General features: G+C 57.5%; 19 protein-coding genes and 1 pseudogene. 7 read left to right on the forward strand and 13 right to left on the reverse strand.

Annotated elements, in window-relative coordinates:
• The first annotated feature begins 40 nt into the window (after positions 1 to 40).
• Together AD944_RS04390 and AD944_RS04395 are read left to right on the forward strand one after the other, a co-directional pair.
• On the forward strand, positions 41 to 1,243 hold the full coding sequence (locus AD944_RS04390) for a PepSY-associated TM helix domain-containing protein (RefSeq protein WP_236709251.1): 1,203 nt from the start codon (positions 41 to 43) through the stop codon (positions 1,241 to 1,243).
• Positions 1,243 to 1,551, forward strand: a complete 309-nt coding sequence (locus AD944_RS04395) for a DUF3325 family protein (RefSeq protein ID WP_045542832.1) — start codon at positions 1,243 to 1,245, stop codon at positions 1,549 to 1,551. The genes AD944_RS04390 and AD944_RS04395 overlap by 1 nt, the downstream gene beginning before the upstream one ends.
• 89 nt (positions 1,552 to 1,640) lie before the next feature.
• Here AD944_RS04395 and AD944_RS04400 read toward each other — a convergent pair whose 3' ends face one another.
• The 6 genes from AD944_RS04400 to rpmI form a co-directional block, all read right to left on the reverse strand.
• The gene (locus AD944_RS04400) at positions 1,641 to 2,687 is read right to left on the reverse strand and encodes an alpha/beta fold hydrolase (protein WP_236709252.1); all 1,047 of its coding nucleotides are present in this window, start codon (positions 2,685 to 2,687) and stop codon (positions 1,641 to 1,643) included.
• 519 nt (positions 2,688 to 3,206) lie between these two features.
• On the reverse strand, positions 3,207 to 4,256 hold the full coding sequence (gene pstS / locus AD944_RS04405; RefSeq protein WP_045542833.1) for a phosphate ABC transporter substrate-binding protein PstS: 1,050 nt from the start codon (positions 4,254 to 4,256) through the stop codon (positions 3,207 to 3,209).
• Between the two features lie 60 nt (positions 4,257 to 4,316).
• The gene (gene pheT, locus AD944_RS04410; protein ID WP_045542834.1) at positions 4,317 to 6,776 is read right to left on the reverse strand and encodes a phenylalanine--tRNA ligase subunit beta; all 2,460 of its coding nucleotides are present in this window, start codon (positions 6,774 to 6,776) and stop codon (positions 4,317 to 4,319) included.
• A gap of 3 nt (positions 6,777 to 6,779) precedes the next feature.
• Positions 6,780 to 7,850, reverse strand: coding sequence for a phenylalanine--tRNA ligase subunit alpha (gene pheS / locus AD944_RS04415; protein ID WP_035382384.1), 1,071 nt, complete (start codon positions 7,848 to 7,850; stop codon positions 6,780 to 6,782).
• A 206-nt stretch (positions 7,851 to 8,056) separates the two neighbouring features.
• Positions 8,057 to 8,416 carry a 50S ribosomal protein L20 gene (gene rplT, locus AD944_RS04420; protein WP_006557068.1) on the reverse strand — a complete coding sequence of 120 codons (360 nt, stop codon included), beginning with the start codon at positions 8,414 to 8,416 and terminating at the stop codon, positions 8,057 to 8,059.
• A gap of 14 nt (positions 8,417 to 8,430) precedes the next feature.
• Entirely contained in the window at positions 8,431 to 8,634 is a 204-nt protein-coding gene (gene rpmI / locus AD944_RS04425; protein WP_006557067.1) for a 50S ribosomal protein L35, read from the reverse strand.
• A gap of 458 nt (positions 8,635 to 9,092) precedes the next feature.
• Between rpmI and AD944_RS04430 the strand changes: the two genes are divergently transcribed.
• The 4 genes from AD944_RS04430 to AD944_RS04445 all read left to right on the forward strand — a co-directional run bounded on the left by AD944_RS04430 (position 9,093) and on the right by AD944_RS04445 (position 15,092).
• The gene (locus tag AD944_RS04430) at positions 9,093 to 10,568 is read left to right on the forward strand and encodes a mannitol dehydrogenase family protein (protein ID WP_045542844.1); all 1,476 of its coding nucleotides are present in this window, start codon (positions 9,093 to 9,095) and stop codon (positions 10,566 to 10,568) included.
• A 381-nt stretch (positions 10,569 to 10,949) separates the two neighbouring features.
• Positions 10,950 to 12,278: a c-type cytochrome gene (locus AD944_RS04435; RefSeq protein ID WP_045542835.1), complete on the forward strand. Its 1,329-nt coding sequence runs from the start codon at positions 10,950 to 10,952 to the stop codon at positions 12,276 to 12,278.
• A 20-nt stretch (positions 12,279 to 12,298) separates the two neighbouring features.
• On the forward strand, positions 12,299 to 12,775 hold the full coding sequence (locus AD944_RS04440) for a (2Fe-2S)-binding protein (RefSeq protein ID WP_006557063.1): 477 nt from the start codon (positions 12,299 to 12,301) through the stop codon (positions 12,773 to 12,775).
• Entirely contained in the window at positions 12,768 to 15,092 is a 2,325-nt protein-coding gene (locus tag AD944_RS04445) for a xanthine dehydrogenase family protein molybdopterin-binding subunit (protein ID WP_045542836.1), read from the forward strand. Before AD944_RS04440 ends, AD944_RS04445 begins: the two co-directional genes overlap by 8 nt.
• Before the next feature lie 162 nt (positions 15,093 to 15,254).
• On the opposite strand, the gene AD944_RS04450 is transcribed toward AD944_RS04445, so the two are convergent.
• The 6 genes from AD944_RS04450 to AD944_RS04475 form a co-directional block, all read right to left on the reverse strand.
• Positions 15,255 to 16,379, reverse strand: coding sequence for a hypothetical protein (locus AD944_RS04450; RefSeq protein ID WP_045542837.1), 1,125 nt, complete (start codon positions 16,377 to 16,379; stop codon positions 15,255 to 15,257).
• A gap of 187 nt (positions 16,380 to 16,566) precedes the next feature.
• The gene (locus AD944_RS04455; protein WP_045542838.1) at positions 16,567 to 17,013 is read right to left on the reverse strand and encodes a SufE family protein; all 447 of its coding nucleotides are present in this window, start codon (positions 17,011 to 17,013) and stop codon (positions 16,567 to 16,569) included.
• On the reverse strand, positions 17,013 to 18,326 hold the full coding sequence (gene hslU / locus AD944_RS04460) for an ATP-dependent protease ATPase subunit HslU (RefSeq protein ID WP_006557058.1): 1,314 nt from the start codon (positions 18,324 to 18,326) through the stop codon (positions 17,013 to 17,015). The genes AD944_RS04455 and hslU overlap by 1 nt, the downstream gene beginning before the upstream one ends.
• Positions 18,326 to 18,931, reverse strand: coding sequence for an ATP-dependent protease subunit HslV (gene hslV, locus AD944_RS04465; protein WP_045542839.1), 606 nt, complete (start codon positions 18,929 to 18,931; stop codon positions 18,326 to 18,328). Before hslV ends, hslU begins: the two co-directional genes overlap by 1 nt.
• Positions 18,932 to 18,976: 45 nt before the next feature.
• A complete protein-coding gene (locus AD944_RS04470) occupies positions 18,977 to 20,989 on the reverse strand; it encodes a response regulator (protein ID WP_035382392.1) in 2,013 nt (670 codons plus the stop codon).
• A complete protein-coding gene (locus AD944_RS04475) occupies positions 20,973 to 22,763 on the reverse strand; it encodes an ATP-binding protein (protein ID WP_045542840.1) in 1,791 nt (596 codons plus the stop codon). The genes AD944_RS04470 and AD944_RS04475 overlap by 17 nt, the downstream gene beginning before the upstream one ends.
• 390 nt (positions 22,764 to 23,153) lie before the next feature.
• On the opposite strand from AD944_RS04475, the gene AD944_RS04485 reads away from it, so the two are divergent.
• Entirely contained in the window at positions 23,154 to 23,564 is a 411-nt protein-coding gene (locus AD944_RS04485; protein WP_035382395.1) for a hypothetical protein, read from the forward strand.
• A gap of 61 nt (positions 23,565 to 23,625) precedes the next feature.
• Here AD944_RS04485 and AD944_RS17015 read toward each other — a convergent pair.
• Positions 23,626 to 24,365 (reverse strand): annotated as a pseudogene (locus tag AD944_RS17015) (hypothetical protein); the annotation flags it as partial.

Here is a 24,365-nt window from a genome sequence, read left to right on the forward strand (position 1 = left end):
GGTACCCCCATGAGTCACATCCAAAACAATTTAGTATTATGTGCAGGCCTTGTGGGAGGATGGGCAAACCTATCAGGACCACGCTCTAGATCCGCAAACAGGAAGCCCTTCCCTTTTACGGGAAACACGCGGCGGAGAATTCTTCTACCGTTTCCATTTTGAATTACAGCTTCCCTACCCTTGGGGCAGATTGATGGCAGGCATAGCCGCCATGGCGCTTGTCCTGATACTCCTCACCGGCATTGTAGCCCATAAGCGTATTTTTCTGGATTTTTTCACCTTCCGGCCCAACAAGGGACAGAGAAGCTGGCTGGATGCCCACAATCTTCTTGGCGTGGTAGCGCTCCCCTTCCATCTGATGATCGCCTTTACAGGCGCATTGACGCTCGCCAGCATGTTTATGCCGTGGGGACTCACCACCCTGTATCATCAGGATTTTGCAGCGCTAGAGCATGATTTCAATCCAGCCGACATGGACCGTCCCGCTTCCGGCAAGGCCGGAACGCTGGCCCCCATTGGCCCTGTTCTGGCTGATATAAAACAGCGTTTTGCCCCAAATGATCTCATCCGCCTGACCATCAGCAACCCGTCAGATGCATCCTCCATCATCATGGCCATTGCGGGACAGAATGCCTCTGGCGTGGGGGTAGAAACCCATACTCTCAGTTACGATGGCACAACAGGCAAGCTCCTTGCTGAGCATATAGAAAAACGGCCCATCATGGGGTTTTATCGCTTCCTGTATGGGCTGCACGTTGCCCACTTTGCGCCCGCCTTCACCCGTTGGCTTTATTTTCTGTCCGGGTTGGGGTTTGCTGGCGTGATTGCCACTGGCCTGCATTTATGGACACGCAAACGCTGCCACCGTGAACGTGGTCTTGGGTTCCTGCTCGTGGAGCGCCTGAATGTGGGTATGATAACGGGCACCCCCACCGCTTTTGTGGCCTTTTTCCTCGCAAACCGGCTTTTGCCTCCCTTTATGGCCAACCGCGCGCAAATAGAAATTCAGACAGTGTTTGGCGTATGGGCCATCCTGCTTCTCTATGCCGCCGTGCGCCCTCCCTCTGTGGCATGGCGAGACCTGATGAGTATGGCGGCTCTGGCCTGTCTTGGCGTCACACTTTTTAACGGCCTGCCTCTTACGTTCTTGCAGCTTGGTGTCGGCGCGACAGCATTCTCTCTGGCCTGCCTGTTTTTTTACACGGCACGACGCATGGGCCGATCAGCAATAGGTCAACCCTGATGCTTCTGCCCATTGCCTGTCTGGCGCTGACTGCTGTGTGCTTGCTGGCCCTTGCCACACCTCGTCAGGCTACAACGCTTTTTACGCCGCCACTACGGCCCCGGCATCAGTCACTCTTACGCACGGCCGGATTTTTCCTGCTGGGAGCATCCTTCTTTCTGTGCTGCCTTGCAGAAAACGCTGCACGACTTCTGCTCGCCCTTACCGGCCTGTTAAGCATCTATGCTGCTCTGGCTGCCCTTTGCTGCACAGCATGGACCCATTTCAGAAAAAACCCTCACTCACACCACACGGCAACGCCGCCCTAAGCACCCACGCTGAGCAGTCATCTTTCACACCTGAAAAATGATCTGCAAAGACAGCATGAAAGACGAAATACGCCTCTCCAATTCGCGCTCTATTGCTCGGGAGAAAGCATCTTCAGCAACGCTTTATGAAAGGAAACCGGGTCCTGAATCTGAGGCGAGTGTCCAAGGTCCGGAAACAGAATGAGGCGCGCATGAGGGATCGCATTGGCCGCAGCTTTACCCAGTTCTGGATAATGGCCCAGTTGTTTCTGAACCTCCGGCGGGGCTGCTGCCTTGCCTATGGCGGTGTTATCCTTCGCCCCAATCATCACCGTTGTGAGCACTGAAATTTTTCCAAATTCATATACCACTGGCTGCGTATAAATCATGTCGTACAGCAGGGCGGAATTCCACGCCACAGTCTGCTTGCCTGCCCCACGATACATCCCCGCCAGCATCTGCACCCATTGTTCATACTCGGGCCGCCACTCACCCGCGTAGTATGTCTGCTTTTCATAAGTGCGGATGGTGTCTGCTGTTGTTGCCAGTTCACGCGCGTACCATTGGTCCACGCTCAAGGATGGCACTCCTTTTGCTTTCCAGTCTTCAAGCCCTATCGGGTCCACCAGCACAAGCTGCGCCGTCTGATCCGGGTACATCAAGGCGTACCGCACTGCCAGCATGCCCCCCGTAGAGTGGCCTATCAGCACCGGATTGGAAACACCAATCCTGGCCAGCAGATCATGCGTATTGCGCGCCAGTTGCTGAAAACTGAACTGATACCGCTCCGGCTTGCTGGATTTGCAAAAACCGATCTGGTCCGGTGCAACAACCCGGAACCCTGCATTTACAAGAACCTTGATTGTCTGCTGCCACGTCGCTGCACAGAAATTCTTGCCATGCAGCAAAACTGCTGTGCGTCCATTTGGGGTTTGTGGCTGCACATCCATGTAGGTCATGTGCAACCCTTGCCGTTGAGAAGAAAAGCTGTATTGCGCCACAGGATAGGGGTACATAAACCCTTCAAGTTCAGGGCCATACTGCACCGTTTCCGCATACGCCACCGGCTGCATAGCCATCATGCCAATACAGCCCCCCAGCGCCATCACACTTGTCAACTGCGACAAGGTGACACCGCAGTTTTTCTTCTTTTTCATTCTGCTTACTTCCTTATCCCGGCCCATCTTCACCATACACAGACCCGCGCTTTACCCCTGCCGCTACGGCACAAACGCGCAATAGCAAACTCGTTTCATTTCTGCCCCTTCTCCTTTGATCCGATTTTCCACCGCGCCTTCGTCTGACTGAAAGATTTTTCAGGCAAACAGAAAAGACCGCACGGTACCACGGGAAGACGCAGTCCTCTCTTTGTCAGGAGCACAGGATACCCGGCCCGCCACGTAGGCTAAACCAGTCAGAGTGAACGTGGGAATTGCCCAAAAACAAGGGAAATTATACTGGAAAAAGAAGAGTGCTGTCCGCTGAAACTGCCCACCAGAAGCCTTTTGAGGAAAGCATCTGCGGCTTTATTTTCACTGATTTAAGAAGACGTTTTTTGTGTTTAAGTAGCGCAGAGAAAAATACTCAACACATCCGCCGTTGAACAAAAGCCCAATGTGCGCAACCGCACAAAATGCACTCAACTGACCTGAAAGATTTTTCAACATCGCCTGCTGTCAGGGCTTTGCGTCACTATTCAAACGTTGCAGCACCGCATCTCGGATACGGGCGGGAATGGGCACGTAATCCAGCTTGCGGCTTTCCGCCTCCCCCTCTGTCAGCCCCCATGAAAAAAAGCGGCTGACAGCCTTGCCGTGTGGCTTTGCCAACGAGGCCCGAGGAACCAGCGCATAGGTAGTGGTGACAATGGGCCAAGCCCCCTGTCCTTCCGTATTGCACAAGGAAGCCGTCAATGTGTCATCAGTCCACTCGGCTGAGTCTGCGGCTTTTGCAAAACTGTCTGCTGTCGGCACAACAAACTCTCCAGCCCGGTTCTGCAACTGCACTGTTGGCATATGGTTCCGTTCCGCATACGCGTATTCCACATACCCCACACTTCCCCGCGTGTTGCGCACGTAAGATGCTATTCCGTCATTCCCGCGTGCGCCTGCCCCTATGGGCCATGCAACAGATGTCCCCCTCCCCACATTCTCTTTCCATTGGGGAGCGACCTGGCTCAGATAATCCGTGAAAACATAGGTGGTGCCAGAGCCATCCGCACGATGCAGCGGGGCCACTGGCAGATCAGGTAATGTCAATTCAGGATTAAGGGCGGCAATACGGGGGTCATTCCAAACGGCAATGCTGCCATCATACAACCCCGCCAGAACAGGGCCGGTCAGCTTCAGGCGGCCCTCCGGCACACCGGGCACATTCACAATCACCACAATGCCGCCAATAGCGGTGGGAAACTGTAGCAGCTTGCCTTTTTCCAAGCGCTCCGGCGCCATGGGCGCATCAGACGCACCAAAATCCACCGTGCCCGCCAAGACCTGATTTTGGCCCGCCCCAGAGCCAATGGTCTGGTAATTGACCTGCACCCCGGTTTTGGCAACGGAATCCGAAGACCACGCCTCATACAAAGGAGCGGCAAAACTGGAGCCTGCTCCTGTAATACGCTCCGCCGCCAGAGATTGTGGCACCCCGGCCAGCCACACGGAGGCCAGTAGAGCCGAAAGGGGAGCAACACGCCGGACATTACGGCCAAAAGCCCCTGCACACAGCATCCTCATCCCTTTCTCTCCCTGCTTTTTATGGTTTTGCAGGCTTTAACGCCTGCACACCCGTTAACGCAGCACAGCACCTGTGGCTTTGGTAACGGCTGCCACAATCCGCTCGGACACAGCTTCCAGTTCCGCATCCGTCAGGCTTTTGTCCACTGGCTGCAACGTGACTTCAATACCAATGGAACGATGGCCTTCGGGCACATGCGGGCCTTCATACACGTCAAACAGACTGACACCCGCCACCAGGTTCCGATCCGCCCCACGCACGGCCCGCAGCAGAGCCTCGGCAGGCACATCACGCCCGACAACAAACGCAAAGTCACGCCTTACAGGCTGGAAGGCAGACAGGGATGGAGCAGATTTCTTACGGCGCTTGGGTTCGGGCACCGCATCCATCAGCACCTCAAACCCGACAACAGGCACATCAATGCCTTCTGCCTGAAGCAAAGACGGATGCAATTCACCAAAATAGGCCAGCACGTTCTTTGGCCCCTGACGCAGCACACCAGAGCGCCCCGGATGATACCAGGACGGTGCATCGGCTGTGGTTGTCAAAGCATCGGCACTTACGCCAAGCTGCGTCAGCAGTTCCAGCGCATCGGCCTTGGCCGCCCATAGGGAAACCGCACTGCTTTCCTGCCCCGGATAACGGGGCGTATGGCCTGTGCGCACACCAGCCGCCACCAGCGTCTGAGCTTTTTCAGAAAAAGCTGGTCCGACTTCAAATAGCCCGATATCCGCCCAACCACGTGCGCTGTTCCGCTGCGCGCTTGCAACCAGATTAACGAGCGGCGTGGGCCGCATCTGGTCCAGATCAGACGCAATGGGGTTCAGCAGACGCAGGCTGTCTGGCGCACCGCCAAACCGCAACGCTTCCTCGTGCGAGACAAACGAGAACCCAACTGTTTCCACCAGACCACGCGCAGCCAGAATACGCCGCGCACGTGCTGCTCGCGTCTGTTTGGCTGTCAACGCCACGCCCGGCACCACACTTAGCGGCGGCAACGGAACGGCTGGCACACTATCCAGCCCTTTCAGGCGCAGAATTTCTTCAACCAGATCACTTTCCGCTTCAATCTGGTCAACGCCTTCAGCAGCCTTGGCCGCAACATCGGCAGCAATATCCGCGCCCTGAGCCAGAACGGACTTCTGGGCAATATCATTCCGCCAGGATGGCACGCTAACCCGCACGGCCGCGTCCGTCTGCTCCTGCACCTCAAAACCCAGCTTTTCCAGCAGGGTCACACTCTCCTGAGGCGGCACATCCAGCCCACCAAGTGTTTTGACACGTTCAAAACGCAGCGTTGCGTCGCGCTGCCACGCAGGCTGGTCACCAGCAGAAACAACCTCGCTGGCTTCACCACCACATACGTCAATAATCAGACGGGTAGCGGCTTCCAGCGCGGCAACGGGAAGTGCCTGATCGACCCCACGCTCAAACCGGTAGCTGGAATCAGAAGAGACCCCTACCCGGCGCGCGCTCAGCGCAATACGCACCGGGTCAAACAGCGCACATTCCACAAACACATCGGTCGTGCTTTCATCCGCGCCTGAGGCTTCGCCGCCCATGATCCCGGCCAGAGACTGCACGCCGTTCGCGTCTGCAATCACGCAATCATCTGGCGTAACGGTGTAATCCTGCCCATCCAGCGCCCGGAACGTCTCACCTTCACCGTGACACACCGTCAGGCGGCCACCGGCAAGCTTGTTCACGTCAAACACGTGCAGCGGACGGCCCAGATCAAAGCAGAAATAGTTGGTAATATCGACCAACGCGGAAATGGGCCGCAGACCAATACTTTCCAGCTTGCGCCGGAGCCATTCAGGGCTTGGCCCGTTTTTCACACCCCGGATGGTGCGCCCGAGAACCCAGGGGCAGGCTTCCGGGTAGCTGTTCTCCCACACAACGGGGGAGTCAAATGTGCCATCCACCGTATCTGCCAGCCAGGGGCGCAAAGTGCCCAAACCTGCTGCGGCCAGATCCCGTGCAATACCCCGCACACTCAGGGCATCGCCCCGGTTGGGCGTGATGGCAATTTCAATCACCACATCATCCAGCCCGGCAAAATCAGCATAGGACTGGCCGGGCAGCGTATCGTCAGGCAGTTCGGCAATGCCGTTGCTTTCTTCACCCAGCCCCAGTTCCCGCAGGGAGCAAAGCATGCCGCCGCTGGCTTCGCCACGGATCTTGCCGGCTTTGATGGTGATATCCAGCCCCGGCACATACGTACCCGGCGGCGCGAAAATAACGGCCAGACCAGCACGCGCATTCGGCGCACCGCACACCACCTGCACATCCTGCAAGCCCGGACCAGCGTCCACACGGCAAACCTGAAGACGGTCTGCATTGGGGTGCTGGGTGGCCTCAAGAATACGGGCGGTCAGAAACGGTTCTATGGCCGCGCCACGGTTTTCAACGCCTTCAACCTCAAGGCCAATCTGGTTCAGTTTGGCGCAGATTTCAGCCAGCGTGGCGGACGTTTCAAGATGGTCATACAGCCAGGATAGCGTGAATTTCATGGCTTACACCCCCTCGTGCAGCAGCGCGGGCGCAAGCGGGTCAGACCCGTAATGGCGCAGCCAGCGGATATCACTTTCATAGAACGAACGCAGGTCCGGAATACCGTTCTTCAACATGGTCAGCCGTTCAATGCCCATGCCAAAGGCAAAGCCCTGCCACTCACGCGGGTCCAGCCCGCAATTGGCCAGAACACGGGCATGCACCATGCCGGAGCCAAGCACTTCAAGCCAGTCATCCCCTCCGCCAATCTCACCTGTACGGCGGGACCACCCGATATCCACTTCCATGGAAGGCTCGGTGAACGGGAAATAAGAAGAACGGAAACGCACAGGCAGATCCGGCTTATCAAAAAACACGCGCAGGAATTCGATCAGGCAGCCCTTGAGGTGCCCCAGCGTAATGCCTTTGCCCACCACAAGCCCCTCACACTGATGGAACATGGGGGAATGTGTGGCGTCATGGTCTGCGCGGTAAGTGCGCCCCGGACAGATCACGCGGATAGGCGGCTTCTGCGCCAGCATGGTGCGGATCTGCACGCCAGAGGTCTGGGTCCGCAGAACGCGGGTGACATCCAGCCCCGGCGCGGGGGGCAGATAAAAGGTATCATGATCCGTGCGGGCCGGATGGTGATCAGGCGTGTTCAGCGCGGAGAAATTGTGCCAGTCCGTTTCAATATCCGGACCCTCCGCAACGCTGAAACCCATCGCCCCGAAAATGGCGGTCATTTCTTCCACTGCGCGCGCAATCGGGTGAATGAAGCCCTGTTGCACCGGCGGCGGCGGTAGAGACACATCCACACGTTCAGCCACCAGACGCGCTTCAAGCTCCGCAGCTTCCAGCGCCTTGCCGCGATCTTCAACAGCGCGGGTCAGTTCATCCCGCAGGCGGTTCAACGCCACACCGCGCGCCTTGCGCTCATCCGGGGCCATTTTCCCCAAGGCTTTTAACAAGGTTGTCAGGCGGCCTGATTTACCAAGAGTGCCGACACGAATGGCATCCCATGCCCGCAGGTCTGCGGCCTCAGCCAGTTCGGACAGGACATCCTGCCGCAGAATCTCAAGATCGTCGCTCATGAAACCTCGCACGAGGGAAAAAATACGCTACAGGGCGGATACTCTCTCTGCGGCGCGGAGAAAACCCCTCCCCACAGAAAACCAGCCAAAAGCCGGGGCAACCAGCGTGCCACCACCCTACTTCAACCGCTGTTCAAACCATCACTGGCAATAAAAAAGGCCGCCCAGACTGGACGGCCTTTTCTAACACTTTATCGGCCGAAATTTCAGGCAGCCAGAGCGGCCTGAGCTTTCTTCACGATTTCAGCGAAGGTTGCGGCGTCATCAAAAGCGATGGCGGCCAGAACCTTACGGTCGATTTCAATGCCAGCCTTGTCCAGACCGTTGATGAAACGGCTGTAGGTCAGGCCATGCTCACGCACGGCGGCATTGATACGCTGGATCCACAGAGCGCGGAATTCGCGCTTCTTGTTCCGGCGGTCACGGTATGCGTACTGGAGAGACTTTTCGAGCCGTTCCAGAGCAATACGGTAGTTTGTGGAAGACCGACCACGGAAGCCCTTGGAAAGCTCAAGAACCTTCTTGTGACGGGCGTGCGTGGTTACACCGCGTTTTACACGTGCCATTTCTCAGATACTCCTCAAACCAGCCCGTAGGGTGCCCACTGCTTGACGGTACGACCGTCCTGCGGTGTCATCACCTGTGCGCCGCGGTTGGTGCGCTTCATTTTCTGCGGGCGCTTGATCATGCCGTGACGCTTGCCGCACGGACCAGAGAGCACCTTGCCGGTTGCGGTGATCTTGAACCGCTTCTTGACCGACGATTTGGTCTTCATCTTGGGCATTTCTTTACTCCTGAAAGCTCGAAAAACGCGTCGCTCCATAAGAACGACAGAACACGGCCGGGCATGCCCCACAAGCCCGGACGCGTGTGCGAAGGGCCTCCCTTAACGGAAGCCCCTTACATTTTCAAGTCATCTCCGCGCAGGATTTTTCAGTCAGAGTATGTTATGCTCCATTCACAGTCAGGCCACACGCGCCTGTAAAGCGCTATCAGCCGCCTCCTACCACTGAGGGGCATGCCATGCCTTCATGGCATAAGGCACCTGCTGCGGGTTCTCCTTTTCATCATGGCCCCTGCAAGCCATCCTGCCGGGCAACCCTGTGCTTTCTTCCGCGCTTTCTCCTTCGCGCACGGCCTGACCCATGTGCACGGAAGCGCAAAACAGTATTTTGCTGCGCGCTTCTTTTCACCTTTCATGCCCCATTGGGCATGAACAACATTATGAGGTACGCCACTTTCATGACTCCCCTTTCCAACGCCACGCTCAAACAGCTTCCGCCGCAGGTTCTCACTCCTGCTTATGACCGTCAGAAGACCACACCCGGCATTGCACATCTGGCTGTTGGCAATTTTCACCGGGCTCATCAGGCGATGTATGTTGATCGGGTTCTGGCTCGTCCCGGCCAGCAGGATTGGGCGATTGTGGGCATAGGGCTACGCGATAATGAGCGTGAAACCCGCCGCGCAGCGATTATGGCCGAACAGAACGGCCTTTATACCCTTACCGAATTTGCAACGGATGGCGGCCATACCACGCGCGTGCTTGGCGCCATTACCGAGTATGTGCAGGCAGCAAAAGACCGGGCCGGAGCCATTCGTCGGCTGGCTGACCCTGCTATTAAGATTGTCAGCCTGACCATTACAGAAGGCGGCTATTATGTAGATGCCGATGGCCGTTTCATGCTTGATGATCCAGCCATTGCCGCTGATCTGAAACGGGATGTGCCGGAAACCGCCTTCGGGCTGGTGACGGAAGCCCTGCGCCTGCGCCGGGATAGCGGGGTTGGCCCCTTCACCGTTCTCACATGCGATAATCTGCGGGATAACGGTGTGGTTGCCCGCACGGCCTTCTGCTCCTACGCCAAAGCCCGTGATGCTGCTCTGGGAAAATGGATTGCGGAAAACGTGACCTTCCCCTCCACCATGGTGGACCGCATCACCCCATCCGTTTCATCAGCAGATGTTACCCGACTGGACGAACTCAGCGGCGTTGCGGACAAGATGCCTCTGTTTGCTGAAGATTTCACCCAGTGGGTTGTGGAAGACAATTTCTGCGCAGGCCGTCCGGAACTGGAAGCCGTGGGGGTAGAATTCACCAACGATGTCGGGCCGTATGAGCAGGTCAAACTGCGCATGCTCAATGCCTCTCACTCCATGCTGGCCCTGCCCGGCCTGCTGATGGACTATCAGACCGTGCCCGATGCAATGGGTGATACCTCTCTGGTCACACTTCTGGAGCAGTTTCTGGCACAGGATGCCTCCCCCTTCATCACGCCTCCCAAAGGCGTTTCCCTTGAAGGCTATGCCCATCAGGTGCTGCACCGCTTCCGCAACCCGGCTGTGGGTGACCAGCTTCTTCGTATTGCATCAGACAGTGCCTCCAAACTGCCTGTCTTCCTGACAGACACAGTAAAAGGTGTGTTGGGCGCCAACAAGGATCACCGCCGTCTGGCATTTGGCGTCGCGTGTTTCCTAGAATATCTGCGCGGCGAGACGGAAAGCCACAAATCCTACACGCTGTCTGAACCCGGGCTGCCTGATGCGGCAAAGGCTCTGGCGCTGGAGAGTGATCTGGCCGCAGGCCTGCGGATGCCGGTCTTTGCCGGATGGGGGCTGGATGCTTACCCCGCCTTTACAAAAGATGTGGTGGCTCTGCGCACCAGCATGCGTGAGCACGGCGTGCGCCACACCCTGAAAAATCTGGGCTTGTCATAACAAAACCCCTTCTCCTGAAAGGCTCCAGCGCTTTTCAGGAGAAGCATCTCCCGGTCCCCAACACAATAAAACGGCGTAATGTCGCAAGCCTTGACTGCATGGCTTTCATGCAAAATTGGCCTTGTCTATATACTATAAAATATAGATACTGCGAAAATCAGCGGTTTCTTCTAACATTCTCGTGATCCAAATAAATCTTATTCATTTTTTGGCGCGCGAGAGCCGAACCTATGCGTTTATTTGCTACTCAATTCAAGATAAGCCTTATCTTTAAGAAATAACGGGCCTTTAGACTGCTGCCTGCCAACGCCAGGGAGGGAAGACTGCTGTGGCGGTCTTTCTGCGTATGGCGGGCGCAGTCTTTACTGGATTGGGGGTAGAGTGATCAAACGTCTCTTAGCCGGAGTGGTTGGAGCCGGTGTCCTGGGTGGACTCGGCTTCCTGTATTATGCGTGGTACCCGCCTATCGCCACAATTGATCCACCGGCGGCGAGCAGCTTCTCGGCGGAGCAGATTGAACGCGGCCGCATTGTTGCGGCTGAAGGTTATTGCGCGGAATGTCACACCCGCACAGACATGGGCGGTGGCCCGGAACTGGCGGGTGACTACAAGATGGAAACCCCGTTCGGGGCCATCTATTCCTCCAACATCACGCCGGACCCGGAAATGGGGATTGGCCGCTGGTCAGAAGAAGCACTGCGTCGCGCCATGCGTCTGGGCGTCTCCCGCAAGGGTGTGCACCTGATCCCGGCTTTCCCGTATGATCACTTCACCAAAATGACGGATCAGGACATTTCTGATCTGTACGCCTATCTCATGACCCGCCCGGCCGTACATATGGCGCGGCGTCCGAATGAACTGCCTTTCCCGCTCAGCCTGCGCATTGGTCAGGCAGCCTGGAAACTGCTGTTCTTCACCCCCGGCATATATAAGCCTGACCCAAGCCATGATGCCTTGTGGAACCGTGGGGCCTATCTGGCGGAAGGCAACGCCCACTGTGGCGCGTGCCATACACCCCGTAACTTCATGGGGGCCGAAAAGAAGGGCTCCATGTATGATGGCGCGGTTGTGGATGGCTGGATTGCCCCTCCGCTGAACGACAAGAACCCCACCCCCACCACCTGGACCGAAGACGAACTGTATCAGTATCTGCGCTTTGGCGTGGCCCCGCTGCACGGTCCTGCCGGTGGCCCCATGTCTCCTGTACCGCACCGCTTCCTGTCTCAGGTTCCGGAATATGATGTGCACGCCATTGCCCATTATTATGCGGACGTGGACCACGCTGCGGAACGCGAGAAGCATGACAAGGCCGCCCTTGCTCGCGCCATGGAGCAATCCAAGATTGATCTGATCGGCCCGAATGTGGACCCGGACGCCAAACTGTATCAGGGCGCCTGCGCGGCCTGCCATTACAATGCGGCCCCTTTCCCTGTGCTTGGTCGCCCGGATCTGGCGCTCAACAACGCCCTGTGGCTGGACGAGCCGACAAACCTCTTCCAGGTGATGCTGCGCGGCCTTACGGCTGAAGAAGGCCAGTCCGGCATTGCCATGCCCAGTTTCTACAATGCCCTGTCCGATGCCGACATGGCGCGTATTGCAGCCTATCTGCGCCGCACACGCACCACCCTGCCGCCGTGGACAGACCTTGAGAAGAAAGCCGCTGAAGTGCGCGAGACCGTCAAGACCATTCCTGTCAATTCTTCTCACTGAGACGGCACACGGAGCCAGACATGATTAAGTTCAAACTCAATGGCCGTGACGTATCCGTCGATGTGCCAGATGATACCCCCCTTCTGTGGGCACTGCGGGACGAACTGGACCAGACCGGCACCAAGTTCGGGTGCGGTGTGGGCCAGTGCGGTGCGTGCACGGTGCATGTGGGCGGGCGCGCCACGCGCTCCTGCATCACCCCTGTCAGCTCCATTGAAGGTGCTGAAGTAACCACCATTGAAGGCCTGCACCCGGAAGGCAAACATCCGGTGCAGGAAGCATGGCGTGACATTCAGGTGCCTCAGTGCGGTTACTGCCAGTCCGGCCAGATCATGCAGGCGGCAAGCCTGCTGAAGGATTATCCGGACCCCACGGATGAACAGATTGATGGCGTTATGGGCGGTAGCCTGTGCCGCTGCATGACGTACATCCGTATTCGCAAGGCTATCAAGAAAGCCGCTGCCGCCATGCGTGAGGAGACTGCATCAAATGGGTAAACTTGAACGCATTGCGGCACAGCAGGATCGCGCAGCAGGACGTGGGCCAACCCGCCGAGGCTTTTTGCTGACGGCTGCTGGCTCCGCTTTTCTGTTCGGGTTCGCGCGGGAAGCCAAGGCCGCGCAGACTTTCCCCGCTTCTGCCGGGCTACCCGGTGATGGCGCTTTTGAACCCACCATCTGGTGCTCCATCGCACCGGATGGCGTGGTTAACGTCAACGTCATCCGTGCGGAAATGGGCCAGCACACCGGCACCGCCCTCGCCCGGATCATCGCGGACGAAATGGAAGCCGACTGGGACAAGGTCAAGATCACGCAGGTGGATACAGACCCCAAATGGGGGCTGATGGTCACAGGTGGGTCATGGTCCGTGTGGATGACATGGGATGTCTTCCGTCAGGCCGGTGCGGCAGCCCGTACGGTCATGGTGGAAGAAGGCGCCAAGCTGATGGGCGTTTCGCCCGCCAGTTGCATCGCTCGGAATGGCCGCGTGATTGCAGGCAGCAAATCCATTTCCTATGGCGATATTGTCAGCCGCGCGCACCCCACGCGCACCTATACGCCTGATGAAATGGCCAAGCTGCCGCTGAAACCCGCCTCCGAACGTCGCCTGATTGGCAAGGACGTCAAGGCGCTGGATATTCCGGCCAAGACCGATGGCACCGCCATCTACGGGATTGATGCCAAGCTGGACGGCATGGTGTATGCGCGCCCCAAACTGCCGCCGACCCGCTATGGCTCCAAGGTTGTCTCTGTAGATGATAGCGAAGCCAAGAAGATCAAAGGCTATATCCGCTATATCGTTCTGGAAGACCCGTCCGATACTGTGCCCGGTTGGGTTGCCGTTCTGGCGTCCTCCTACCCGGCGGCCATCCGCGCGACAGATGCGCTGAAAGTCACCTGGACACCGGGCAAGACCGCCAATGTGTCTGAAAAGGACATTATTGAACACGGCCGCAAACAGATTGCCGAGAAAACCGGTGGGTCCTGCGTGTTCAATGATTCCGGGGTGGATGAAGCCTTCTCGTCCGCCAAGCAGGTTTTTGAACGCACATATACCTGTGCCTCCGTGCTGCATTACCAGCTTGAACCCATGAATGCGCTGGCACGCCTGCAGGACGGCAAATGGGAAATCCATTGCGGCAACCAGTGGCAGTCCCTGTTCCTGCCGGTTATTGCCAAAGCCTTGCAGGTGCCGGAATCTCAGGTGATCATGCGCAGCTATCTGCTGGGTGGGGGCTTTGGCCGCCGCCTGAACGGGGACTACGCTGTACCCGCAGCGCTCATCTCCAAGGCGCTGGATGGCAAGCCGGTCAAACTGATCCTAACCCGTTCGGACGACATGCTGTTCGACTCCTTCCGCTCCCCATCCATTCAGACGGTGCGCGTGGCGTTGGATGACCAGAAAAGCCTCAAAGGGTGGGAGCACCACGCTTCCGCTGGCTGGCCCACAGGCGTGATGGCTGCGGCCTTCATGGAAAAAGGAGCCGACGGCAAACCTTACGATCAGTTCGCCATTGCTGGTGCTGACCATTGGTATGATGTTGGCCCCATGCGGGTGCGGGCGCTGGATAATGATCTGGCTGACGCTACCTTCCGTCCAGGCTGGCTGCGTTCGGTCAGTTCCGGCTGGACGCCTTGGGCGCATGAAGCCTTTCTGGACGAACTGGCGCACGAACTCGGCAAAGACCCTGTGGACTTCCGCCTATCCCTGCTGACGGCCAAAGGCCGGAACGTGGGCAGCGCGCCTGATTCCGTTGGCGGCGCCACCCGTCAGGCCAACGTGCTGAAGCGGCTGGTGGAAAAATGTGGCTACGGTAAAACGCAACTACCTGCTGACACAGCCATCGGCATTGCCACAACCTTCGGGCAGGAACGCGCCATGCCCACCTGGACGGCTGGTGCCGTGCAGGTGCATGTGGACCGCAAAACCGGCGTTGTGACCTGTCAGAAAATCTGGCTAGTTCTGGATGCGGGCACCATTGTGGACCCCGATGGCGCAGCCGCGCAGACAGAAGGCGGTGCATTGTGGGGCTTGAGCATGGCGCTGTTCGAAAACACGGAAATTGTGAACGGCAATGTGCGGGACCGGAACCTGAACACCTACACGCCCCTGCGTATTTCAGATGCACCCGAAATCGACATCGAATTTGTGGAAAGCACTGAAAAACCCATGGGCCTTGGGGAACCGGGGGTCACCACCATTGGGGCGGCCATTGCCAATGGCGTCTTCAATGCCGTGGGCGTACGACTGCGCCATCAGCCCATTCGTCCTGCGGATGTGCTGAAAGGCCTAGCTGAGAAAAAATCTGCTTAAACCCAGCCTTTTTCTACGGCATGCACTATAAATGAAAAAAACCGGCATCCTGTTTTTCAGGAGCCGGTTTTTTTATCTCCTCAAGGAGTATGACCTCACCCTTCTGACGGAGTTTTCAAACAGTGCGTTGGTTTGCAAAACATGGTGGCTGCCGCGACAGGCCTAACCATCCCTCTGTTTCATAAAACGCATGATGGCCGATGCCCCCCGTTTTGATGCTCCCAGAACTGGATCTCCCAAAGACTCCTTCACAAGCTTTTCCTGCAAGGAGCGATACCGGGCATGAACCGCGTGGGCGCGCATGATGGCGCGCATAACCTCCTCTGGCTGCTCAACCACTTCCCCCAAATTCCAGTGCAGAAAATGCGGGTTGTTCCGCCAGTTTACGCCGCTGGTGTTCAGGAACACACAGGGCCTCGGCTTGACTAGAAATTCGTAAACCTGACTGCTGACATCCCCTACATAGATATCCGCATGGGTCGTGTAGGTCATGTCAATCAGCCGGTCAGAATATGTATCCACATGAATGGTAGGAGCATTATAACGCTTCATAAAGCGCGTTTTCATGCCAAGGCTTTTATGAAATGTCTTGATGTGTGGGGCCACAACCAGATTATAGCGTGATTGTGCCTGAAACCCCTTGAACAAAGCCGGCATGAAGCGTTGCAAAGAAGAAAGCTTACGCTTGCAATGGGCATTATAAAGCACAAAGGGGTTGGCGTTTGAAAATAACCCCACTGGGTAATCATGCTGCATTGCGGCGCACACATCCATGCGCGGCAACCCAACAGTGGCATAATGGCCTTGCCTTACCAGATTTTTCTGAAGGCTGTATTGCTCGACTTTTGGCCCCGGCAGCAGAATAAAATCAAAATCCCGCATCAGGGCTTCATCATCCACCAACCGATCCCCTGCCCCATGCAGCACAAGGATCAGTTTAGGCCGGGTCACTCCCAATTTGCGTAAAATACCCGCCGTATATTCGGTGGCTACAAGAGCATCATACTGGTTCAGTTCTTCTGCATTCTGCCGCAGCAGCAGCAGCTTTACCCGATCCAGACGCTTTGCTGCCTCGTGCATTTTTATCGAAAAAGAACGTTCCAGAAAACGCATCTCCGGTTCTGGCGCATCCATTGCGCGGCTGATCCGCTTCAAATGCTCCTGCGTTTCCGGAAAATTGTAGTAATTGACAACATGAACGCCGGCATAAGCCTCAAGCGCCAAAGCCAGAGAGGCGCCATGATAACACTGATACGGCTCGGCAATATAAAGGAACGCTATGTTCATGACGGGCCGAGCCTGCGCAGACCATTATGGAAAGCCGCGGCCATTACTCCGTCCAACCGGCTATATAATCGATACAAAATACGGCCCCTGATACACAACGCCCTCTTCCCTGCTTTCAAGCAGAAAAGAGGGGGCAAAAACGTTTCTGCCCGCTCCTATCAGAAACAGGCAGAAACCGTACTCTGATTTAGGAAATTTTTTGAGGTGTTGCTGCGGAACGAATTGCCCGCGCCATGGCTTCTACCCCATTGCCGCGATTGGTGGACAACGCCTGCACCAACCCCAGATCCCGCAAAAACTGTGGGTCTGTAGCCAGAATTTCATCCGGGCTGCGTCCGGAATAGACACGCAGCAACAGCGCCACCAAACCGCAGACAATGGCGGCATCAGAAAGACCGGCAAAATACAGAATGCCATCTTCCTCCTTAGCCTCCAGCCAGACCTGGCTCTGGCATCCCGGCACCCGATGGGCATCATCACACCAATCCTTGGGAAATAGGGGCAATTTGCGCCCCATTTCTATGATGTACTGATAGCGCTCCATCCAGTCATCAAACAGTTCCAGCTCATCACGAATGGCGTCAATGGCTTCGGCTGCGGTCTCTTCCGCAGGAAGAACGAACGGCGCCTCCATTACAGAATAAACCGGCTGAGATCACCCTTGCGGGCCAGCGGGGCAACCTTGTCATTCACAAGCGAGGCTTCCACCACAATGGTTTCCCCCTTCCGGTCAGAAGCCGTGAAGGAGATTTCTTCCAGCAGTTTTTCCAGAACCGTGGCCAGACGACGTGCGCCTATATTTTCCACCCGTTCGTTAATATCCGCCGCCAGTTCAGCCAGAGCATCCACTGCTCCATCAGAGAAGGAAAGCGTCACGCCCTCCGTCCCCATCAGAGCGGTATATTGCTTGAGCAGAGAGTGTTCGGGGTCGGTCAGGATAGACCGAAGATCCTCACGGGTGAGTGGCTGCAATTCCACACGAATGGGCAAACGCCCCTGCAATTCCGGCAGCAGATCAGATGGTTTGGCCAGATGGAACGCACCGGAGGCAATGAACAGAATGTGGTCTGTCTTCACCGGCCCGTATTTGGTGGAAACCGTTGTGCCTTCAATCAGCGGCAGCAGATCACGCTGCACGCCTTCACGTGAGACATCGCCCCCGCGTGCGCCGCCTTCTGCCGCGCGGGCGCATACCTTGTCGATCTCATCAATAAAGACAATGCCGTTATCCTGCGCATGGGCTACAGCTTCACGCGTCAGGGCTTCATTATCCAGTAGTTTGTCCGCTTCTTCCCGCTCCAGATACTCACGCGCGGCGGCAACCTTCAGGCGGCGCTGCTGTGGTGTGCGGTTCATGAAGCCTTTCATCATCTCGCCAAAATTGATGACATTTCCAGGCATCACGCCGGGCATTTCGCCCCCACCCTGCGGCGGCGCTTCAACCACGGCAATATCAACCTCTTTGTCTTCAAGGTCGCCATTGCGCAGCATGGTACGAAACTTGTTTTTGGTCTCAGCCGCAGCACTCTGCCCCACCAGAGCGTCCACCAGCCGGTCTTCCGCCGCCTGCTCGGCCTTTACCTTCACATCACGCCGCCTGACATCGCGCAGCATGGTGATGGAGGCCTCCACCAGATCACGCACAATGCTATCCACATCGCGGCCCACATAGCCCACTTCCGTAAACTTGGTGGCTTCCACTTTCAGGAAGGGAGCCTGCGCCAGTTTGGCCAGCCTGCGGGCAATCTCGGTTTTACCGCACCCGGTCGGGCCAATCATGAGGATGTTCTTGGGCACAACTTCCTCGCGCAGTCCTTCACCTAACTGCGCACGCCGCCAGCGGTTACGCATGGCAATGGCCACAGCCCGCTTGGCGTCACCCTGCCCTACGATAAACCGATCAAGTTCCGAGACAATTTCTCTGGGGGAAAAGGTTGGTGCTTCCATCACGCTTCTCCCTTCCCGGTTGCCGAGCTGGCAGAAAGCGTTTCCACCCTGACGGAATGATTGGTGTAAACGCAGATGTCCCCGGCAATTTTCATGGAGCGGCGCACAATTTCCTCCGCATCCAGCCCGTCTACGGTCAACAACGCACGGGCAGCAGAAAGGGCGTAATTCCCGCCAGATCCGATAGCGATAATGCCATCTTCCGGCTCCAGCACATCTCCGTTCCCGGTCAGGGTGTAGGAATGTTCAGCATCCGCCACGGCCATCATGGCTTCCAGCCGGCGCAGATAACGGTCTGTCCGCCAATCCTTGGCCAGTTCCACACAGGCCCGCTCAAGCTGGTTGGGGTAGCGTTCAAGCTTGGCTTCAAGCCGTTCAAGCAGGGTGAAGGCATCCGCCGTGGCTCCGGCAAAACCTGCCAGAATGGACCCGGACGGGCCAATGCGGCGCACCTTGCGCGCATTCCCCTTGATGACGGTCTGACCCAGTGTCACCTGACCGTCACCTGCCATGGCAACGTCCGGGCCACGCCGAACACAGAGGATAGTGGTCCCGTGCCATCCGACGGGATCATGCGGGGAGGAGGCTGTGTGATCGCTATACATGGTAGAAAGAAATAGGCTTTCCTTCCGTCAGCACAAGAGGGGAGTTTACGCTGCCAGCATTGCCCGCACGTCCCCCAGCAGCGCATCCCGCGTGTAAGGCTTGTGCAACACCGTTACACCGGCAGGCAGAAGCCCCAGATCCGTATACCCCGTGACAAACAGAACCCGCAGATCCGGCCGCAGAACATGAATGCGCCGTGCGGCTTCATCGCCATTCATGCCCGGCATCATCACATCCATCACCACCAGCGAGATTTCCGGCCTGCCCTCAACCATGGCCAGAGCTTCCGCCCCGCTTGATGCCTCCAGAACCTCATAGCCAGCCCGACGCAGGAAGCCGGATGTGACACTCCGCACCCCTGTCTCGTCATCCACCACAAGAATGAGGCGCCCGTCCCCTACGGGCGGCAGCGTAGCGGCCCGTTCCTGCTGTGCTGGCAGTGGCGTCACGACAGAAGAAGACGAGTCTTCCGCGTTCACATCCGTCGCCATGGCTGGCAGCCAGAGTTCTATGGACGTCCCCCCTCCCGGCACGCTTTCCACACGGACTTCACCCCCGCAATGGTTGATGAAGCCGTAAATCATGGAAAGACCGAGGCCTGTTCCTTTCCCAATATCCTTGGTGGTGAAAAACGGATCAAAAATACGGGCCTGCATTTCCTCTGTCATGCCCACACCGCGGTCCATCACCTGCACCACCACCCACGCACCGCCAGCGGCGGCCGTGGTGCTCCGCCCAAGCAGACGCGCCGCCTTGCGCACGGAGACGCTGATAGTGCCCCCATCAGGCTGCGCATCCTGCGCGTTGATGCACAGATTGAAAATGGCCAGTTCAAGCTGCACTGCATCTGTCCAGACCGGCGGAAGAGCCTCATCCGGGATATCAAACTGCACGGAACCAATTCGGCTGGCGGCTTCCTCGCTGTTTGCGCCCAGAGCGGTTTGCAGGTCATCAGGCACCTGCCCACGCACCATGAAACTTTGCAGATCTCGCAAGATCTGCCCCACCTCCACCTGCTGGCAGGACAAATGGCGCGGACGGCTGAAATCAAGCAGTTTCTGCGTCAGCGCGCCGCCGCGCCGTGCAGCCTCTATTGCATTATGGAACAACCGCGCCACCCCAGGCTCCTTGGGTGGCTCAAGATCCATCACCAGTTCAAGCGATCCCATAATGGCGGTGAGCAGATTGTTGAAATCATGCGCAACACCTCCGGCAAGCGTTCCAATAGCCTGCATTTTCTGGGCCTGCCGTAGCCGCTGTTCCAGATTGAGCAGATCTGTCACATCCCGATCTATCAGGATGGAATAATCAGCCAGTTCATCTTTTCGCGGTTGTCCGGCGTCATCCGGCGCGCCCCCCAGTTTCATACGGGTGAGGTCATGCCAGCGGGCCTGCCCGTCCGGGCTGGTGAGCCTGAGAACCTGCTGATCGCGCGCGCCAGAGGCCAGAGCCGCCTGCGCCTCTTCAAGGCTTTGCAGGCGTTCAGCATCAATCAGGGCGTCTTCTTTCTGCCCGATACAGTCAGCAGCAGAACGACCAAACTGCGCTGCCATTTGCTGGTTCAGGCGGATAAAACGGCCTTCTTCATCCTTGAACGCAAGCCCGAAGGGCAGGTTGTCCAGAAGCCCACGCAAGAGCCGTTGCTCGCACGCCAGTTCCTTTTCAAGCTCATACCGCCCCGCCGCCTGCGCCACCATAGAGAGCAGGGTTTCATCATCCCATGGCTTATAGGCAAAAAACGAAATCTTGCCCTGATTAAGAGCGGCCTCCACAGCAGAGATATCCGCATATCCCGTCAGCAGGATAGCGCCTGCGGACGAAACCATGCGCGCACGCGCCAGAAAGGCGTCCCCAGTCATGTTTGGCATACGCTGGTCGGAAATTATGACGGCCACATCCGGAGTCTGCTGAAGCAGGGCCAGCCCCTGCTCTCCTGATGATGCGGAAAGAACGTCGTACGTCTCCTCCAGCAGATCAGCCAGCGCGACAAGAATTTCAGGCTCATCATCTACAACCAGAACAACGGCTTTCCGGTCTGGCTCAGGCAGCGTAATCACTCCGCCTCTCCTCCACAGCCCTGTAAGGCACCCGCAATGTAAAGCAGGCACCACCTTTTTCCCGCGCGTTTGTCACAACTATACTCCCACCATGGGCCTGTACAACGCCGTAAGCGGTGGCCAGTCCAAGCCCGGTCCCTGAGCCTACAGGTTTTGTTGTAAAAAACGGTTCAAATATCCGTTCCTGCAAATTTTCAGGCACTCCGGGTCCGGTATCACTGATACGGATCACGTAATCCTGTCCCTCCTCCTCGCCTTGGCGGGGCTCGAGACAGGAGCTGATTTCTATACTGTCCTCTTCCACCACCGGGGAAAGATGCTCCTTGTTTTCACGCCGTTTTTCCAAAATGGCGTCTGCCGCGTTACTGACAATATTCATGACCACCTGATTAACCAGCGCCGCCTGACAGAAGAGCTCCGGCGGGGCATCCAGATGGCAGACAACGCGGATCTCCTGCCCGAGTTTGGGCGCAAGCAGCATCAGCACCATAGCCAGAGCCTCGGGCACATCCAGCCGGGTAAATTCGCCTTCCTCCAGTCTCGAAAATCGTCTCAGACTAGCCACCAGATCCCGCATGCGGGAGAGGCCGACAAAAGAGGACGCAAGACGTTCCTGGCTTTTGGTCAGCGCGCTTTCAGCCCCCTGCATGTCCCCTTCCCGCACGGCCTGCATGGCGCGCGTAATGCTGCGGTTCACCGTGCCTTCATGCGCCAGAACAAAAGCAAGCGGGTTGTTGAATTCGTGCGCGATACCTGCTGCCAATTCCCCCAGCGATGCCATTTTGGCAGACTGCACCAGTTTGGCCTGCGCCTCGATCAATTTCCGGTTGGCGGCAGCCAGATCCGCATTCACACGCCGCAGGGCATCGGCCAGTGCCATACGGGCACGTGCGCTTTCAATATGCGCGTCTTCCCGCCGCATTTCATCCTGCAAGATCTTGCGGCGCACAAGGCTGCCAATACGGGCCAGCAACAGATCTGGGGAAATATCGGCATCCACCAGATCATCAATCCCCGCTCCGAAGGCAATGACCGCCAGATGGCTGGAAACCTGCCCCCGCTCCGCCATGCCCAGCACCCGAATACATTGCCGGTTCCTGCGCCGCATCGCCACTAATGTGCGGGCCAACGCCAGCCCATCAAAAAGCGGGCAGCCCAGATCCACCACCACACAATCCGATGGATGGGGACCAACCGGATGCGCCGAAAAATCCAGCCGGTCCGGATCATCTATCAGCTTTACGGATTCGCCATCCTGCTGAAGCAGTTCCACCAGCAAAGGCACGCCCGCATTACCGCCTCCCCGCCAAGACCACAGAGCACCGCCCGGCGCCGTGACCACCGCAACCGATGGCTGCCGGAAAACCGCATTTTCCCGTGCGGGCGTTTCCTCATCATAGTCCCGCAAGAGGGCGCAGATGCGAAACATCAAAAAAGCGGGGTCCCCATTCAGGGGGAAGCAGGCATCAGCCCCCCGCCCCAGAACTTCATGCTCCACCACGGCATCAGCGGCGTGTGTCAGCACCACAACAGGAATCCCTCGTGTTACGGAATTCAGGCGCAAACGCTGACAAAGCTGGCTGGCCGCCATATCCGGCAGAGAAGCCGCAATCACCAGCATATCCGGCAGGGAGGCATCAAACCCGGTAAAGGCTGCTTTCCCATCGGGAAACACAAGAACCTTGAAGCCACGCTGGCTGAACTGGGCGACAAGACGCTCGCTTTCTGCGTCTGCTACTCCCACAAGCCAGATTGTACACGACAAAAAATTCATTCCTGCTCCGCTTCAGGCTCACTCAGCCGGAAAATCTCCTTTGGTCTTTTGCAGCGTTCACCTTGCGCACGCTGTATCCTGTTACTGATGCTTCGCCCTACTGGATAGAATTGGCCTCCCCCTGGAAGATACCGCCATGATCCTGTTTTCCTTTAACAAATTGCCCCGGCATCCGTCTGCTCTCGAATGCGTTATCACCCTCTGGCCATAGCCGGTATGCGTGCCTTAGCTCCCGTGCAGACGTAGCCGGAAAACCACGCTCTATTGTCTTTTTACTGCAGCGGTGTGACCAGACCGCACGGTGGTGTATAGTCCGCACCATCATGTCTGCGCGCCTGCGGTTCAGGTTGATGCAGAAACCCGTATTACGCCCGAAGGAACTACAGGACCATGGACCAGCGCCCTAACGCCAATTTTGCTCGCCCTCTGGCGTTTTCCTCCCGCTCGGCAGACGGGTCTCCTCTGGCTTTCCGGCTGGTGCGTACCGGCATCTGGTCTGTCTGCTACTTTGCATTCTATTTCATTCAGCAACTGGCGGAACTGTTTGCCCCCCTGCTGCTGATTGCCGGCGTGCTCTGGAAAGTTCTGCCCGCTCTGGTTGGAGCATTGTCCCACGCGGCCGTTGCGGCTGACCCTCAGGCTAAAGATGCGATCACCAACGTTGCCGCAGCCATCCCGCAACATATCCTTGTAGCCGGACATGACCTGACGGCGGGCGGTCTGATCTGGGATGGCATTCTGCTGATGGGCCTTGCTGCCGCAGGCGCCACGCTCGCTACGCTGGCAGGTAGAAACCTCTAAGCCATTTAGTCTAACAGCTTTCACCTCCCTCCTTGAAGGCTGGGAGGCGAAAGCTGCCTTCTTAGCCAGCCTGATGCAGCCGCCCCGCAGCGGGCCACACATGAACAATGGCATTCCACCAATGCCAACCGGCTACCAGAACAATGATCGCCACAATAAAACTGGCAATCCACGCGCGCCGCCAGAAAACGTCCCTCACCATCATATCCCGCAGGCTACCCGCGCCAGCTACCCGCTCGGCCACTCCGGCTTCAGCAGCCCTTACTTGCTGATAAGCTGATGCAGCCTCCTGCTGGAATGCATGTGTCGCACCTGTATGACCGGCTGGCTCTTTGACAGCCTCCGACTGCCCAGCGGCAGGCTCTGCATAGACCGGCGCAGAAACGCTTTGCTCACTACCGACCAAAGGCTTGCCGCGGACTGTCTCAACGGGAACCGCGTCTTCCGGAGGTACCGGGATGGGTGGAAGCTCGGAGACAGACGGCGCAACCGGTGAGGAGGGTTCAGTATGCTCTCGGGGGCGCTCTTCCTCTGCTGGCAGTTGGACTTGGTGCCCCTCTTCCGTTGCGTCTTCCGGGGCAGAAACCACTCTCGCTGGCTGAGAAGTGCCCCAAGCAGGTTTAGGCCACGCTGAGGTCACTGAAGACACAGGGGGCACAGGAGAGGCCGGTGGCTTCTCAGTTTCCTGCTCGCCCTTCGGTTCTTCTACAGCTTCCTGTGCGGGCGGCGCTGCCTCCGGTTTTGGAGCAGCCGGAGTAACGGCCTCAGGCTCAGGCTCAGGCTCAGGCTCAGGCTCAGGCT

Origin of the sequence: Acetobacter tropicalis (genome assembly GCF_001580915.1) — a bacterium.
Taxonomy (GTDB): Bacteria; Pseudomonadota; Alphaproteobacteria; order Acetobacterales; family Acetobacteraceae; genus Acetobacter; species Acetobacter tropicalis.